A 15,622-nucleotide genomic window follows, 5' to 3' on the forward strand; every position below is an offset into this window, starting at 1 on the left:
AGTTCCGGCAACAGTGCAGTCGAAATCACCGCGCTCAAATGTTGTGCGTCAGACGCAGGGCGTCGTAGATCGCCGCATGAACATTGCGGCTGGCGACAGCGTCGCCAATCCTGAAGAGCCTAAAGAGGCCATCCGGATTCGCCACCACAGCTTGGGGATCTCCGACAGCGAGCGCACGATAGTCGATCTCGCCGTCGTTGAGCGAATGCGGTTTCAGCGCGAAATAAAGCTCGTCCACCGCCGTCGTACCGGTCTCCGCGATCACCTGGTCGACGAGACGGAATGTTCGGCTCTCTCCGAAGTCGTTGCCGAGTTCGACGCGAAGACGGTTCTCGGACGGCGTGACGGCGATGAGCCGGGTATTGATCGTCACCCTGACGTCACACCGCTGGAACAGCCGCATGTAGCTGGCGTGGTTCATTCCTCCGATCCCCGGCGCAAGCATCCGCTCCGGCGTCACCAACTCCACCGAAGCGCCGGCCAGTGCGACCTGCTCGACGAGTTGCATAGCGGGGTGGGCGCCATTGTCGTCATAAACAAGGATTTCCTTCGCCGGCCGGACATAACCAGCGATGACGTCCCAGCCTGAGACCACCAGGTCAGTGCCCTCGCGCAAGGATATGGTCCGCGGAACACCACCGGTGGCGACGATGACGACGTCCGGTTCCGCCGCGAGAACGTCAGCCACATCCGCTGGCGTGCCGAACCGGCAGGTGACGCCGGCCTTGCCGATCCGGTCGAGGCGCCAGTCGACTATAGCCATCATCTCCCTTCGCCGCGGTATCCGAGCGGCGAGCAGGACTTGGCCACCGGCCCGCTCCGAGGCCTCGAACAGGGTAACGCGATGGCCGCGTTCGGCGGCGATCCGGGCCGCCTCGAGCCCGGCCGGCCCCGCACCGACAACCACAACGTGTCTTGACGGGGCGGTGGCTCGCGCCACCTCGTGCGGCATGGTTGCCTCGCGTCCGGTCGCGGCATTGTGGATGCAGAGGGCCTCGGCGCCCTGGTAGATTCGGTCGAGGCAATAGGTGGCGCCGATGCATGGGCGGATCGCCTGTTCCTCTCCCGCGACAAGCTTGGCAACGATGTGCGGATCGGCCATGTGCGCGCGGGTCATGGCGACGAGGTCGATTGTGCCCGAGGCAACTGCGAAACGTGCGGTCGCCAGATCGGGAATACGCCCGGCATGGAGCACGATGGATCCGGTCGCCGTCTTGACCTCGCCGGCAAACGCCAGGTGCGGCGCGCTCTTCATTCCCATGATCGGCGTGAGATCGGTCATGGCGTTATCGGTCGCCATGTTACCGCGATTGACGTTGAGGAAGTCGATCAGTCCGAGGGCGGCAAGACGCCGGGCGACGGCGATCCCTTCGCGGGCCGACAATCCCTCCTGCCAGGCTTCATCCACGGCCAGCCTGCAACCGATGATGAAATCCGGTCCGAGCGCCTCACGGAGCGCGCGAAACAGTCGGTCGCCGAACAGGGCGCGGCGCTCCATATCGCCGCCATAGGCGTCGTCGCGATGATTGGTTCCAGGCGACCAGAACTGCACGGGCAGGTGCCCACCTGCTTCGATCTCCAGGCCGTCGAGGCCGCCGGCCTTCACCCTCTGCGCGGCAGCGACATAGTCGGCGAGGACCCGTTCGATGTCCCAACCTTCCATTGATTTGGGAAACGAGCGGTGGGCGGGCTCGCGAATGTCGGACGGCGCGACGACCGGGAACCAGTCCCCGCGATCGAACGCATTGCGCCGGCCAAGGTGAGAAAGCTGCATGAACACAGCTGTGCCATATTCGTGACAGTCGTCGACCAGGCGCTGGAGCCATGGGACGATGGCATCGTCATAGGCAGCGAGGTTGCCGAACGAACCGGGCGAATCCCGCGATACGGCGGCCGAGCCGCCGATCATGGTCAGCGCGATCCCACCCTTTGCCTTCTCGCGGTGATAGTGCCGGTAGCGGTCCTTCGGCAGCCGGCCCTCGGAATAGGCCGGCTCATGCGCGGTGCTGATGATGCGATTGCGGAGGACGAGGTGTTTCAGCCGCAGCGGCTCGAGAAGAGGGTCGGCGGACGGCTCAGCCACTGTCGCGACTGCCGGGAATGAGGCCGGCGAGGCCGAGGTGCTTGGCGTACCAGTCCCATTCGGTTTCGAGAAAGGTGCCAAATGCCGGTCCGTCGAGGGGATCGTCGGTCTGGACATTGTCAGCGAGGTAGGCCCGCCACGAGTCGGTCTGCCGGGCGGCTGCGACGACCGCGAGCCAGTGCGCTGTCTGGTCCGCCGTCAGGCCCGGCGGGCCGATCAATCCACGCCATAGCCGGAACATCACGTTGGTGCCGGCTTCGGCGAGGGTTGCGAGGTCCGGCAAGCCCGCGATCCTCTCGCTGTCGAGCACCGCGAGCGCCCTGAAATCTCCGCTGCGAATCCTGGGAAGGGTCTCGGCAGGCACGCCGACAGCCCAGTCGATTTCTCCCGCCGCCAGCGCGGCGAAGATCTCCGGCTCGGTATCGACCAATACGAACGCGATCTCCGCGCCGGTTTTCTCGGCAATCGCCAGGCCAAGTAGATGGTTGATGCCGCCAACGAAATAGCCCGCCGTGCGGGTCGGCTTCTCGCGGATGCCGGCGAGGAAGTCCTCCGCCGTGGCAAATCGCGAGTGGCTGCGAACGACAAGCAGGTAGCGGTCCCCGACAAGTCGCGACAGCGGCGTCAGGTCGCGATGCGTCAGGTCGAGGTTTCTGAGGAGCGGGTTCTGGATGATGACCGGCGTGGCGGTGGCAATCATGTCGGGATTGCCGGCATTGCCGACAAGCGCCGTCATCGCTTCGACGCCGGGGTCGGCGCCGCGTTCGACAAGTCGCCAAGAGCGGTCGTCCGCCCCGGATTCGGTCACTGCCGCAAGGAAGGATTCCGCCAGCAGGAAGGCAGGGCTGCCAGGTGGCGTATGCACGAGAAAGTCGACGACACCACCCACACCCGGCCCCCGAGCACACCGTTTCTCACACATCGGAGACTACAACCAGAGTTGCCGCTCGACAACATAAAAATATCTAGTAATATATCAGTATCGTCGACCGATTCCCGTTGGAGCACATGGGTTTCATCGCGGACGGATATCGATTCTGACGAAGACCAACGACCGTCCGAGGAGACCCGACATGCAGGAGCGCCGCCGCGTCTTTACTGCTTCGAAAAACGAGAAGAGGGTCGGCTACTGCCGGGCCATCCGGCTGCCGGACGCCGGCGGGGACTGGATCGTGGTGTCCGGCACGACCGGGTTCGACTACTCGGCCGGGACCATCTCGAACGATGCCGCCGAACAGGCGGCAAAGACCCTCGACAACATCGCGGCGGCCCTCAGCGAGATCGGCGGTGCCTGGGACGATATTTACTTCTACCGGGCGTATGTCCGCGACGCCGACGTATGGACCGAAGTCAGCCCGGTTCTTGCCGAGCGCTTCGTCCCGTTAATGCCGGCGACCACGGCGATCATCGCCCCGGCCATGGAGTCCGAAATTTTGGTCGAGATCGAGGTCGAGGCCCGCCGGCCGCCGGAGGGCCCCGGCTAGACCAGACTAGGCCATCCCTGTCTCGAGACGATCGCAGAGATTGCTCCAAAGCAGCCACATGGCAGGCCCGAAGCGAACCAGGCTGTGGGCGGTGCGCGGTTCGGGAGGTTGGACCGGCAGCGGCAGGTCCGCCTCGGCCCTGGCGCCGGAGAGAAACGACGCGAGCTCGCGGCCCAGCGTCGTAGTCATGGCAACGCCGCGGCCATTGCAGCCGATCGCAGCGAAGAAATCGGGCCCGAGCGTGTAAAGGCGCGGCAGGAAGTCGGGCGTTGTGGCAATCATCCCGCGCCAGGTGAATTCGGATGTAAGCGGCGGCAATGACGGGAACCGCTGTGCCAGCCGCGGGATGAAGATCGACCGGGCGCGCCGTATGGCGGATGCGTTGCCGAATACCAGGCCGCCGGTCACCAGACGGTTGTCTTCCGACAGGCGCACCGCAAAGGTATGGCGGCGCGTATCGGCGACACAGGGCCTGCCCTTGAGGATCGCATCGAGGTCCGTTGCACCGAGCGGCTGGGTGGCGACCTGGTAGGCGACCACGGGGACGATGCTCGTCGCCAGGCGCGGCGCCAGGCTCCCGCCCATGGCGTTGGTGGCGAGGAGCAGGCGCGGCGCGACGACTCGTCCGCGATCGGTGTGGACCGTCCACCGCTCGCCTGTCCTCTCGATCCGTCGAGCCGGGCTTTGGGTGAAGACGCGGGCGCCTTTGTCGAGGGCGACCCGGGCGAGGCCGCGGACAAAGGCGAGAGGATTGATCTGCCCGCCGGCGGGATCGAGCAGAGCGCCGTGATAGCCGCGGATGCCGAGGCGCTCTTTTGTGCCCGCGGCGTCCAGCAGTTCCACGGAGCGTCCGGCATCGGCCCAGGCCCCCGCAAGGGTGCGCAGATCCGCCATGGCGGCTTCGGTATGCGCGACGCTGACCCAGCCGGTTCGCTCGGCAGCGCAATCCAGTCGGTGTCGCGCCGCGAGATCGAAGACGATACCTGCCGAGGAACCGACCAACGCCCACAACCGATCGCCATATACCCCGAGCTTCTCTCTCAGGGCCTCGATACCGAGGGAGGCGCGGAGGCTGGGCACGACGAAGCCGGTATTGCGTCCCGAAGCGCCGAAGCCAATGCGCTCGGCCTCGAGGACTGCGGTCGAAACGCCGGCTTCGGCCAGGTGAAGCGCGGTTGACAGGCCCATGAAACCGGCACCGACGATCGCCACATCCACATCGACGGATTGCTCGAGCGAACTCGTTGGCGGAGCCGGCGGAGCCAGTGCCGCCCACAGTGTCCGGTCAGTGTGTCCATCGGCTGTCCGGACGCTGTGCATGATGGGCGTTAGCCGCCGCCCGACGGCGGCAGCGGGAAGCCGGCCGCCGACAGGCGGGCCTCCATGCGTGCGATGAGATTGTCGAGCTCGGCCATGTCCTGCGGAGTGAGCTTTGGCGCCGGTGCGCGGGCGTGGGCCGATTCGATCATCCCGCGACGGCGCAGAATCTCCTTTCGGATGGCAAGGCCAAGTCCCGGCTGGGAGTCATGGCGAACCAGCGGCAGGTAGCTGTCGAACAGATCCTCGGCGCGGGCGGTCTCGCCTCCTTCATGGAGCCGGCAAACGCCGACCATCATCTCCGGATACGCAAATCCGGTCATCGCACCGTCGGCGCCGCGTCCCAGTTCCTGTGGCAAGAACAAGCCGCTGTTGCCAACGAGAATCGATACACGACGCCGGCCTGAGTCGTTGTCGCGGAGGCGCCGCAGCTTGGTCAGGCCCGGACAGTCCTCATGCTTGAAAATGACGATTGTCGGGCACGCCTCGTAGACTCGTTCGATGGTCGTCACCGACAGATGGACACCCGTTGCCTGCGGGAAATCCTGGAGAACGACGGGGACGTCCGGACCCAGGCGACCATGGAGATCGGCGAAGTAGGCGATGACCTGTTCGTCGGTGCGGAGCGTCGGCAGCGGAGCGATCATGACACCGGCCGCACCGGCTGCGATCGCGTCGCGGGAGAAGCGAACGAGGTTGTCGGTGCCGGCATTGCTGACCCCGGCAATGACCGGGACCCGGTGATCGACGCGCGCCAGGACACGCTCGAGGAAAGTCTTGCTCTCCTCCGGCGAGAGCTTGGCCGCTTCCCCCATCATACCGAGGATGGTCATGCCCGAGACGCCGGCGGCGAGATAGGAATCGACCAGGCGGTCGGTACTTTCGAGATCAAGTGCGCCGTCGTCGCGGAACGGCGTTGCAGAGATGACGAAGACTCCCTTGCTGTCGCCGCTTATCGTCATGCCACGGTCTCCTCGCGGTTTATGGCAGGCACCGCATTGCGCCTGACGTAGCCTCCATCCCCCGGCGTACTGCGTATCGCCATTCCGTCCCAAGCCTGTTTGCCGCGCACGAATGTCGACGCAACCCTGACGGAGAATCGTTCGCCATCGAACGGGCTCCAGTTGAGATCATCATGAGCCTTGGCGGAATCATACGTCCATGATGCGGGCTCGATCACCGCGAAATCGGCATCGGAGCCGACCATCAGGGCACCTTTTCGGGGCCAGAGTCCGAAGAACCGCGCCGGCTTTTCGCACAGGTAGCGGACCGTGTTCCTGACCGGCGAATCCTGGCGCGCAGCGAGCCCGGTGAAAAAGACCGGGACGAGGGTCTCGAGCCCCGGCACCCCGGCTCCTGCATCGAAGATCGAGTCGACGTTCTTGCCGCTGAGTGGCCAGCTGGAGTGATCGGTCGAGACGAAAGCAACCCGGCCGGCATCCAGTTCCTCCCAAAGCCCCTCCCGAACGCCGGAGCGGATGGGCGGATTGACCTTCATCCGCGCTCCCAGTCGCTTTCCGTCAATCGACTCGTCAAGCACGAGATAATGGACACACAACTCGGCGGTGGCGTTGACGCCCTCGCTGCGGTAGCGCTCGACGAGCTGGAAGCCGCGCGGTACCGAGATGTGAACGATGTGAACGTGCGCCCCGGTGACCGCCCCGAGCTCCAGGAACGCCGCGGTCGCGGCCAACTCCGACGCTTCCGGACGGCTGGCGGAGTGAGCGGCGATCGATGAATGACCTTCCGCCTTCATCCGGGCGATGCGGCCATGGACGATCTCCTGATCCTCGTTGTGCAGACCGACAGGCAACCCGAGCTCGGCGGCGGCGATGAGAACGTCGAGGGTCTGATCGGCCGGGATGCGGGGAAAGCGCACCGGGTGGCTCTCGAACCACGACAGCTTGATGGCGCAAACGCCCCTGCGGGCGAGCTCGGCCAGCGCGTCCGGCGACTGTCCCTTGGCGACCGTGGCGTAGAGTGCGACGCCGCAATGGGCGAGTTCGCCGATCGCCGCGATCTTCGCGTCGAGTGTCTCGACCGAGGTGAGGGGATCGGGGTTGTCGTAGGGCATATCGACGATGGTGGTGATGCCGCCGGCAACCGCCGAGCGGGTCGTCGACTCGATCCCCGACAGCCCCTGGTAGCTGCCCGCATGGGTCTGGCCGTCGACGACTCCGGGGATGATCCAGCCCTCGCCTGCGTCGTGCACTTGGGCGGAATCGGGCGAAGGGCCAGTGCCTATCGCTGCGATCCTGCCCTCGGCGACAGCCATCCAGCCGCCGTCAATGATGGTCTCTGGCGTCACGAGACGCCCGCGCGCCACCAGATCATAGCGTCGGCTCATCGGTTCATGCCTCGCTAACGCTGAACGTTCATTGTCACATGGTCATCCGTCTGTAGCCGAGCGACAGCAGGTCGAGGGCCCGCGCCACGCCAGCCTGGCACGGGTCCACAACTGGAATGCCGAGGCTTTGCTCGAGCCGCGGACGGTACCGGCCCATGCTGGCGCAGCCCAGGATCACGCTGTCCGCGCCATCCTCGCGAAGCTGCGTGCCGACCTCGACGATCCGCCCGATCACCCTGTCTTCGTCTGCAAGCTCGGCCACGCCGAAACCGATCGCCCGGTCGCCGGCGAGGCGGTCCTCCAGGCCGAGGCTGCGGATGAGCCGCATGTGCCTCGGAATTGACGTTTCGAGGATGGCGACAATCCCGAACCGGTATCCCAATCCCATCGCCAGCAGGAAGGCGGATTCGGCGATGCCGACCACCGGCCGGTCGGTCGTCTCGCGGGCGAGATTGAGCCCCGGGTCGGAGAAGCATCCGATCACATAGGCATCCGCTGGCGTGGAAGAGATGCGGCGCGCCAGCGGCAGAACCACGGACTCAACATGCTCTTGGGTCTCGATCCCAGGCGGGCCTTCGGGGAGCGATACGCAAGCGATCTCGGGGCCGCAGGCGGATCGGAGCAGCTCGATGCCGGCGTCCATCGCCTCGGTGACCTCGTCCGAGCTGTTCGGATTGATGACTAGGATTTTCGGCACGGAGATCTCTTGATCGGAAGGTCTGGCAACAATGTCCAAGACATCTGATATACTACCAAATATTTCAGTGTGCAATTCGTGAACCGTGGCGCCGCTGCCGATTCCGGATGGATCAGGATGTCATCGGCGGCGCTGTCTTGCGGTTGGCGGGGTCCCGCGAAACGCCGACACGCAATGGCGTCCGGGCAAAGTCGGTGAGGAAGCGGGCCAGCTCGTCGGAGACAAGCTCGACCAGACGCTCGCCGAGCTCGATGGTCGCCGCAGCCGGATCTCCGAAATAGCCGCAGTCGTCGGCCTGGAAGATCGGAGGCCATGCTGCACCGCTTTCGGTGATCGGGTCGCGGTCCGTCCCGTCCGCTATCCACGGCTGTGTGCGCCGCGGTGGCAAGCCGCGCTTGGTCTCGGTGATCCTTGCGACAGCTTCCGGCTCGTCGGCGCATATCGCCATCATCAGCGCCGTCTCGAACTCGCAGGCGTGGCCAAAGCGCTTGACGGCCCCGGCCAGCATATCCGGCCAGACCTTCTCGCTCGGGGCGAAATAGTCGACCGCCGCAGCGGGCATCCCGTCGGTCACCAGTTCGGTCGCCAGCGAGCGCAGCGGTGCGGAATTGCCGCCGTGGCCGTTGACGATCACCAGCCGCTGGAAGCCGGATGCCAGGATGCATCCGGCGATCTCCCTGAGCACGGTGAGGAAGGTGGAAAGGCGCAGGCTGATGGTGCCCGGCAGGCTCAGATGGTGCGGCGAGAACCCGTAGGGGAGCGGCGGCGCGACAAGGACGGGGACCCCCTCGACCTTGCGGGCGCCGGCGACGCTCATCGCCGTGCTGATGGCAATATCGGTCTCCACCGGGAGGTGCTCGGCATGCTGCTCGATGGCACCCACCGGAAGCAACACCAGAGCCCCGCTGTCCCGCGCCGCCCCGATCTCCGAATCGGACAGCCTCTGCCAAAGAACGCTACGGAACATGTCGGTTACTCCCGTCTTGTGAGATATCGTGCAAAATATCTATGCGCTATCTGCCTGTAATATTAGCATCTTGCGTCGACTCGGATTAGGATCGAAAAAAATCGGCATTGGGGTCACGGAAAGAACAGGAGACACCTGTTGCAACCAGGGTCATCGACGGTGAACAAATCGGGTCGCCGCAATGCAGGCCGAAACGGCACGCGTTCGAAGGGGCGTTCCGGCCGGCATGATAACGTTTCGCTGACCAGCATGGTCTACGACCGGCTCCGGAACGACATCCTCACCTGTGCCCTCGAACCGGGCTCCGACGTATCGGAGCAGGAGCTTGCGGCGCGCTTCGAAGTCAGCAAGACGCCGGTTCGCGAGGCCTTGGCGATCCTGCGTTCGGACGGGTTCGTCCGCATCTTCCCGCGCCGGGGATACCAGATCATCCCGGTGACGATCCGCGACATGACCGAACTCTTCGACGTCCGCACCATTCTCGAAGGCGGCGCCGCCGAGCTCGCGGCCGTGAGGATTTCGGACGCCGAACTCGACCGGCTGGAGGAACTCGCCCAGGTCGTCTACGATCGTGCCGAGCAGCCGAGCCTCAAGCGGTTCATACAGGCCAACCGCGATTTCCATCTGGCCATCGCCGCGGCTGCGGATAATTCGCGCCTCTGTCAGTTGCTCGAACGCCAGCTCGATGAGCTCGAGCGGGTCTTCTATCTCGGCGCCCGCCTCAGGGACGTCAATTCGGAGGTGATCGCCGATCACACCAAGATCGTGCAGGTCCTGCGGTCGCACGACCCGGCGGCCGCCCGGCAGATTCTCATCGAGCACAATGAGCAGACGCGCCGCGGCCTCTCCGGCGCCATCGCGGACGGCCGCGGATTCGCGGGGCTCGGCCTCTAGGTTCATCACGCCGGTGGCTTCCATAGTCTTTGCAGCACCGGCGACGCGTCGGTGTCTATCTCGGACCATGCATCGAGCGCAGCGAAATGGGCAGCCTCTTCTTCCTCCCACAGGGCCTTCGTGATTCCATGGATCATGGGGCCGATCCCGTATTTCATCCCGGTCACTGACGCCCCGGAGTGGGCGTTGGAGACCGTCGCGCCGTAGTTGAAGCAATAGATGCTCTCCAGCCCCGGCGTCCGCCCCTTCTCCCTCTCGACGAAGGAAAGATCCGGGTTGAGATAAGGATAGGTGCCGAGCGTGTCGTCGGCCCGCTCGGGCGGCGGCACGTACCTGTCCCGCCACAACGCGATGTTGTCTGCGAATCGGGCAAGCTCTGGTCGCAGGTTTGGATCGATGACGAAGCCGCTCCCGATGAAGAGGTGGTCGAACCGTTCGACGCTGTTATCGGTGGCGGTGATCTCGACGGCACCGTCGATCATACGGGCGTCGGCCCAGGATGCTCCCGGATGGAGCATGAAGTTCGGAAAGTGCCCGCAACGGTTGACCCCGTCCTGGGTCGGCGGCTGACCGAAACGGAACACCACCGTCATCCAGCGCCACTTGCTGGCATCGTCCATCGAGGCGTAGTGGCGAAGATAGCCGGCTTTCTCCAGGTAGCGAAAGCCGTTGATCTGCAGGATCTGCTTGCGGCGCATGTACATGGTGACCGCGTCCGCTCCGTTCTCGAGAAGGTCGGCCGAGCGATCCCAAGCCGTTGCACCCGCGCCCAGCACCGCGATGCGCCGCCCGGCGAAGTCGCGACTGTCGACATCGTCGGTGCACATGGTCCAGCGGTCGGCGGGAATGTTCTCGCGGACGAATGGCGGCAGCCACCAGGCACCCAGGCCTTCGATCCCAGTCGCGAGGATCACCTTGCGACAGAACAGGCTTTCAGTTCCATTGGGCGTCGTCATGACCAGACGAAGGACGCCGTGCTGGGGTCCGATATCGTCGACCCGCGTCTCGTTGCGAACCGGAATGTCGACGACGTCGCGGTACCAATCGAGGTAGGCCTGCCATGTCGTGCGCGGCCACTTGCCCATTGCCTCCCACTGCTCCTCGCCGAACATCGCCTCGAACCACGTTCGCGGCGCGAGGGAAGGTATGCCGAGGTCAGGGCCCGTCACGTGCTTGGGCGAGCGCAGGGTCCACATCTTGGAATAAGTGACCCAGGGCCCTTCTTGCCCGCGAGGCATTTGATCCAGCACGACGATGTTGGTCACGCGCTCGCGGCGCAACGCGAAGGCTGTGGCGAGGCCGCCCTGACCGGCGCCTATGATTGCGACGTCGTAGAGATGGGTGCCGTCGGGCAGGCCGCGCGGCGATAGCCAGTCGTCCCCGGGATAGGCAAGGATGATTTCCAGGTCGCGGCGCACACGCTCCGAGAGGCCAGCGAGCCGCTTGGCCGCGTCGCGGAGCGGCCGAGGTTCGGCGGGCGGACTGAGGCCTCGTGACTGCTTAGTCGTGTGCATGTTCGGCAAGGGTCAGACGAAGGGAACCGGCGTCCGTGCGGGCAGATCCGACCGCTCTGAGTGATCGCGTCAGCCGTTCCGCACCACCGAGCGGCAGGTCGAGCAGGCTGACGAGACCCGGTGACGCATGATCGAGTCCGCGCGCGGCGTGAAGCATCATTGTCGCCGCGCCGGAAACCGGAGAAGCGGACGGGCTCACGGTCATGGTGACGGTCTGCGTTCCTTCGGCAATCACTGTTTCCTGCGCCGTGCGGCCGGCGCCATCGGGATCGAGCAGCATCTCCAACGTCATCGACATGCAGGGATGACAATCGACGGAGGCAACCGCGCGTTGGACGACGCCAGCGACCGCCCCCCTTGCGACGACACCACCGGCACTCCTTATCTCGCGCCCCGCCACAACCGGCTCCCAGCTCTCCTCAATCGTATCGATCGGCCAGCCGCGGCGCTCCGCCACCGCAGCCATCGACTCCGGAAACCCGATATGGCCGTGGATTGCGCCGCTTGAGAGCCGCTCGGCGAAAACATCCGGTTTCAGGCCGAGCCCGACATGGGCGAAGTCGCTCCGACCGATACCGCTGACGTCAGCCACCCGAGTGACGTCGAGTCGGCGCAGGCCGGGGACAACCTGAGAGAGGACCAATGGAATCGTGTCGAAGGCGAAACCGGGATTGACGCCGCAGCCGACGACTCGCCGGCCACCCGTCCGCGCCTCCCTGTCAATGCGTTCGGCGAGATCCGCGTATCGCAGCCATGGATAAAACATCCATTCGGCGGCGGTTACCACGTCGCAATCCGAGCCGACTGCCGCCGTGAGATGCAGGAGCACTTCAGATGGCTCCGACGTCGCCGCATGGAAGATAATATCAGCACCCGACATCGCGCCAGGATCGGATGACACGCGGAGATCGCCGCGAAAACCGGCAATAACATCGGATATCCGGCCGCCAACGATCGTGTCATCGTGATCGATCACGGCCGTCACGACGAAGTCGCGGCCGTCGGCGCAGGCCCCGACGATGGCGCGGCCAAGTGCGCCAAATCCCCAGACCGCGACGCGCTTCATTGTCACTCCTTCAGCCACTCAAGCTCACGATGAGCCTGGGTCGGCAGGAACTCGATCACCTCATGGGTGAGGAGGCCCGCCCGGCGGAATGGGTCCTCGGCCAAGATCGCGTTGAGCGCATCGAGACCAACACCGCGCGCTATCATCACCGCGCCGGTACGAGGCTCTCTCCGCCCCGACAAGATGAACGTGCCGCCTTCGTAGAGCGGCGTCAGCCACGCCCGGTGCTCGGCCATCAAGGCATCGATCTCCGCCAGAGACGCGACATAGCGCGATACGACAACGAACATCACCCTCTCCCTTGGCCCAAGAAATGCTTTCCTTCTGCTGATAAAGTTTGGTATAGATATATTACAGAATATGTCACGAGATATTTTCAAGGTCGGTGTCGATGCCACGGCGGATCCAACAGCAGGTGACGTTCCTCTACGTCCCCGAACTCGACCCGGTCGTCGAGTTTTACGGTTCCGTCATGGGTCTCCCCTTTGTCCTGGATCAGGGTGACTGCAAGCTCTTCGGGGTCGGACCCGACAGCTTCCTTGGGATCTGCCGCAACAGCAGCACCCAGCACATGGCGAGCGAGGCGCCCCAGCAGCCTGGGCTGATCTTCGCGATCGTCACGCCCGATGTCGATGAATGGCACCGGCATCTCGTCGCCAAGGAGGTGCCGATCGTGAAGCCGCCGACGCTCTACGAGGAGTACGGCATTTACCACATGTTCGTCCGCGACCCTGCCGGCTACCTGATCGAGATCGAGCAGTTCCGGCAGCCCGACTGGCCGGCGCCCCTCGGGCCGGAGCAGTCCATTCCCGATTTCGCAACCCGTTGAAACAGGAGAGTCGATCGATGACTGCTTTTTCCGTACTGACGCGAACCGTCACCATTGCCGCCGGGATATCGCTCGCAGCGATAGCGGGTTCGCAGGCGGCCGATCTGAATGCGATCAAAGAAGCCGGCAAGATCACTGCCCTGACCACTGCCAACGACCGGCCGAATGCCTATATGGATGAATCGGGCAAGCCAACGGGATTCGAGATCGACGTCTGCAACTACTTCGCCGACAAGCTGGGCGTCGATCTGGACCTCGGCGTCATCGCCTGGGAAGGCATCCTTCCCTCGCTGACCGCCGGTCGCGCTGACATCATCTGCTCCGCGGTGAACATCACCAAGGCGCGGACGGAGACCTTTGATTTCTCGGTACCCTATTCGAGGACCAACATCGTCGCCGTGGTACCGATCGATTCCGACGTCACCGGGCCGACCGATCTCGAAGGGCGCGTTGTCGGCGGCGTCACCGGCGCCGACGGTGAGGACATTATCCGCGAGATCGGCGGATTCAAGGAGATCCGGGTCTATGCCGGCCTCACCGAAGTGATGACAGATCTCATTGCCGGCCGACTCGATGTCGTGATCACCGGCGACATCCAGGCCGGCGCGTTCATCAAGCAGCGCCCCGAAGCCGGCAAGATCGTCGGCAAGCCGTACAAAACCAACTTCGTCGGAACGCCGATGGCCGCCGGATCGGGCGAATTGCAAGCCGCCCTCAACGAAGCGATCAAGTCCGCCCGCGAAGATGGCACGCTCGATGCTCTGGCCGAAAAGTACTTCGGACTTGCCGACTTTACCTCGACCCTACCGCCGATCGGTGAGCCGGCTACCTTCAACTAATCGACGGCCGGGGCTGGCTGTCAGAGTGAGTGCATGGACCTAGATTTCGGCTCACTGATCGTCTACTTGCCGTTCCTGGTCGCGGCGACTTGGATGACGATCTACCTGGCCGTTGTCTCACAGGTGATTGGAACCGTTGCGGGCCTGCTTCTGGCGCTGGCCCGCATGTCTCCCCGGTTCGTGCTGCGCTATCCAGCGCTGCTCTATATCTGGGTGGCGCGAGGCACTCCCGCGCTCATCCATCTCTTCTTCATATACTTCGCGTTGCCGACGATCGGCATCAGCTTCGATCCGGTGCCAGCCGCCATCATCGCCTTTTCGATTAGCTCGAGCGCATACAACGCCGAAATCCTGAGGGCGGGGCTGACCGCGGTCGCTCCTGGACAGATCGAGGCAGCGCGCGCCGTCGGCATGACTTACCCGACCATCGTCCGGCACATCGTCCTTCCCCAAGCCGTGCGGATCGTCATCCCGCCTTATATGAGTAACTTCATCAGCCACATCAAGAACACGTCGCTGGCGTCGGTCGTGACCGTGCGTGAGCTGATGCTCACTACCCAGATGATCTACACGAACACTTTCCGGGCAATGGAGGCGCTGCTTCTTACCGGCAGCATCTATCTCGCCCTGACGTCGCTCGTCTCGATGGGCCAGTTGTGGCTGGAGCGCTGGTTTACCTTTGAGGACCGGAAGCTCAGTGCCCGCCGGCTTGCCCGGCTCGGTCTCACGGGCACGGAGACGTCATCGGTTCCGGCGACGGAACCTCTCCCCCGTGTCGCGGCGACGGCGAAGACCGAGGCAGAGCCCGTAGCGCGCGGTCCAGTGCTGAGCGTGGCCGCCCTCAATAAGAGCTTCGGCGATGCGAAAGCATTGGTCGACGTCACCGTTGATATCAACAAGAGCCAGGTGGTCTGCCTGCTCGGCCCCAGCGGCTCCGGCAAGAGTACGCTCCTGCGCTGCATCAACCTCCTCGAAGAGCCCGACTCCGGCCAGATCCGCATCGACGATGAGGGAACGCAGTTCAACCTGACATTCGATGGACGTCGCCAACGAACATCGGGACGGGACATGGCCCGCCTCCGTGGCGGCGTCGGGATGGTCTTCCAGCACTTCAATCTGTGGCCGCACAAGATCGCCCTGGAAAATGTCACCGAAGGATTGATACGGGTGCGCGGCATGAGTCCGAAGGAGGCCGCCGAGGTGGGCAAATCGATGCTCGCCAGGGTCGGCCTCGGCGACAAGCTGATGGCTTTTCCACAACACCTGTCAGGTGGACAGCGCCAGCGTGTCGCCATCGCCCGCGCTCTGGCGATGCGACCCAAGGTCATGCTGTTCGACGAGCCTACCTCGGCCCTCGATCCCGAGCTGGTTGGCGAAGTCCTGCAGGTCGTCGAGGACGTTGCCGCCAGCGGCATGACGATGCTGGTAGCAACGCACGAAATGGGGTTCGCCAAGCGTGTCTCCGACCGCATTCTTTTCATGGACGAAGGTCGCGTGGTCGAAGACGCAGCGACGGTCGATTTCTTCAACAGCTCCCGGAACGAGCGGAGCAAGCGGTTTCTCGGTGCGATCCTCAGTAGCTAGA

15 protein-coding genes are annotated in these 15,622 nt (G+C 64.4%); 5 read left to right on the forward strand and 10 right to left on the reverse strand.

What is annotated here, in order from left to right:
* Nucleotides 1-34: 34 nt before the first annotated feature.
* Both KDJ86_RS14355 and KDJ86_RS14360 read right to left on the reverse strand, forming a co-directional pair.
* Nucleotides 35-2,083 (reverse strand): NADH:flavin oxidoreductase, encoded by a 2,049-nt coding sequence (locus KDJ86_RS14355; RefSeq protein WP_291747121.1) that lies wholly within the window; start codon nucleotides 2,081-2,083, stop codon nucleotides 35-37.
* Nucleotides 2,076-2,972, reverse strand: a complete 897-nt coding sequence (locus tag KDJ86_RS14360; RefSeq protein WP_291747124.1) for a tripartite tricarboxylate transporter substrate-binding protein — start codon at nucleotides 2,970-2,972, stop codon at nucleotides 2,076-2,078. Before KDJ86_RS14360 ends, KDJ86_RS14355 begins: the two co-directional genes overlap by 8 nt.
* A 184-nt stretch (nucleotides 2,973-3,156) precedes the next feature.
* Here KDJ86_RS14360 and KDJ86_RS14365 point away from each other — a divergent pair, with 184 nt between their 5' ends.
* Nucleotides 3,157-3,567, forward strand: a complete 411-nt coding sequence (locus KDJ86_RS14365; protein WP_291747126.1) for a Rid family hydrolase — start codon at nucleotides 3,157-3,159, stop codon at nucleotides 3,565-3,567.
* Nucleotides 3,568-3,573: 6 nt separating this feature from the next.
* Here KDJ86_RS14365 and KDJ86_RS14370 read toward each other — a convergent pair whose 3' ends face one another.
* The 5 genes from KDJ86_RS14370 to KDJ86_RS14390 form a co-directional block, all read right to left on the reverse strand.
* On the reverse strand, nucleotides 3,574-4,887 hold the full coding sequence (locus KDJ86_RS14370) for an NAD(P)/FAD-dependent oxidoreductase (protein WP_291747127.1): 1,314 nt from the start codon (nucleotides 4,885-4,887) through the stop codon (nucleotides 3,574-3,576).
* Nucleotides 4,888-4,895: 8 nt separating this feature from the next.
* On the reverse strand, nucleotides 4,896-5,846 hold the full coding sequence (locus KDJ86_RS14375) for a dihydrodipicolinate synthase family protein (RefSeq protein ID WP_291747129.1): 951 nt from the start codon (nucleotides 5,844-5,846) through the stop codon (nucleotides 4,896-4,898).
* The gene (locus tag KDJ86_RS14380) at nucleotides 5,843-7,231 is read right to left on the reverse strand and encodes a dihydroorotase (protein ID WP_291747131.1); all 1,389 of its coding nucleotides are present in this window, start codon (nucleotides 7,229-7,231) and stop codon (nucleotides 5,843-5,845) included. The genes KDJ86_RS14375 and KDJ86_RS14380 overlap by 4 nt, the downstream gene beginning before the upstream one ends.
* A 34-nt stretch (nucleotides 7,232-7,265) precedes the next feature.
* Complete coding sequence (locus KDJ86_RS14385) at nucleotides 7,266-7,928, reverse strand: aspartate/glutamate racemase family protein (RefSeq protein ID WP_367116821.1); 663 nt, start codon at nucleotides 7,926-7,928, stop codon at nucleotides 7,266-7,268.
* Between the two features lie 112 nt (nucleotides 7,929-8,040).
* Nucleotides 8,041-8,895: a creatininase family protein gene (locus KDJ86_RS14390; protein ID WP_291747134.1), complete on the reverse strand. Its 855-nt coding sequence runs from the start codon at nucleotides 8,893-8,895 to the stop codon at nucleotides 8,041-8,043.
* 249 nt (nucleotides 8,896-9,144) lie between these two features.
* On the opposite strand from KDJ86_RS14390, the gene KDJ86_RS14395 reads away from it, so the two are divergent.
* On the forward strand, nucleotides 9,145-9,789 hold the full coding sequence (locus KDJ86_RS14395) for a GntR family transcriptional regulator (protein ID WP_291747137.1): 645 nt from the start codon (nucleotides 9,145-9,147) through the stop codon (nucleotides 9,787-9,789).
* A 5-nt stretch (nucleotides 9,790-9,794) separates the two neighbouring features.
* Here KDJ86_RS14395 and KDJ86_RS14400 read toward each other — a convergent pair whose 3' ends face one another.
* From KDJ86_RS14400 to KDJ86_RS14410, 3 genes are all read right to left on the reverse strand, one after another.
* Nucleotides 9,795-11,207 (reverse strand): NAD(P)-binding domain-containing protein, encoded by a 1,413-nt coding sequence (locus tag KDJ86_RS14400; RefSeq protein WP_291747140.1) that lies wholly within the window; start codon nucleotides 11,205-11,207, stop codon nucleotides 9,795-9,797.
* Between the two features lie 82 nt (nucleotides 11,208-11,289).
* Nucleotides 11,290-12,369, reverse strand: coding sequence for a hypothetical protein (locus KDJ86_RS14405; RefSeq protein ID WP_291747142.1), 1,080 nt, complete (start codon nucleotides 12,367-12,369; stop codon nucleotides 11,290-11,292).
* Nucleotides 12,370-12,371: 2 nt separating this feature from the next.
* A complete protein-coding gene (locus KDJ86_RS14410; protein WP_291747144.1) occupies nucleotides 12,372-12,659 on the reverse strand; it encodes a YciI family protein in 288 nt (95 codons plus the stop codon).
* A 101-nt stretch (nucleotides 12,660-12,760) separates the two neighbouring features.
* Between KDJ86_RS14410 and KDJ86_RS14415 the strand changes: the two genes are divergently transcribed.
* The 3 genes from KDJ86_RS14415 to KDJ86_RS14425 are packed head-to-tail and all read left to right on the forward strand — an operon-like array spanning nucleotide 12,761 to nucleotide 15,621.
* Entirely contained in the window at nucleotides 12,761-13,198 is a 438-nt protein-coding gene (locus KDJ86_RS14415) for a VOC family protein (RefSeq protein ID WP_291747148.1), read from the forward strand.
* Nucleotides 13,199-13,215: 17 nt separating this feature from the next.
* Complete coding sequence (locus tag KDJ86_RS14420) at nucleotides 13,216-14,037, forward strand: substrate-binding periplasmic protein (RefSeq protein ID WP_291747151.1); 822 nt, start codon at nucleotides 13,216-13,218, stop codon at nucleotides 14,035-14,037.
* Nucleotides 14,038-14,070: 33 nt separating this feature from the next.
* The gene (locus KDJ86_RS14425; RefSeq protein WP_291747154.1) at nucleotides 14,071-15,621 is read left to right on the forward strand and encodes an amino acid ABC transporter permease/ATP-binding protein; all 1,551 of its coding nucleotides are present in this window, start codon (nucleotides 14,071-14,073) and stop codon (nucleotides 15,619-15,621) included.
* Nucleotide 15,622: the final 1 nt, after the last annotated feature.

Source organism: Bauldia sp. (assembly GCF_020442045.1).
Taxonomy (GTDB): Bacteria; Pseudomonadota; Alphaproteobacteria; order Rhizobiales; family Kaistiaceae; genus Bauldia.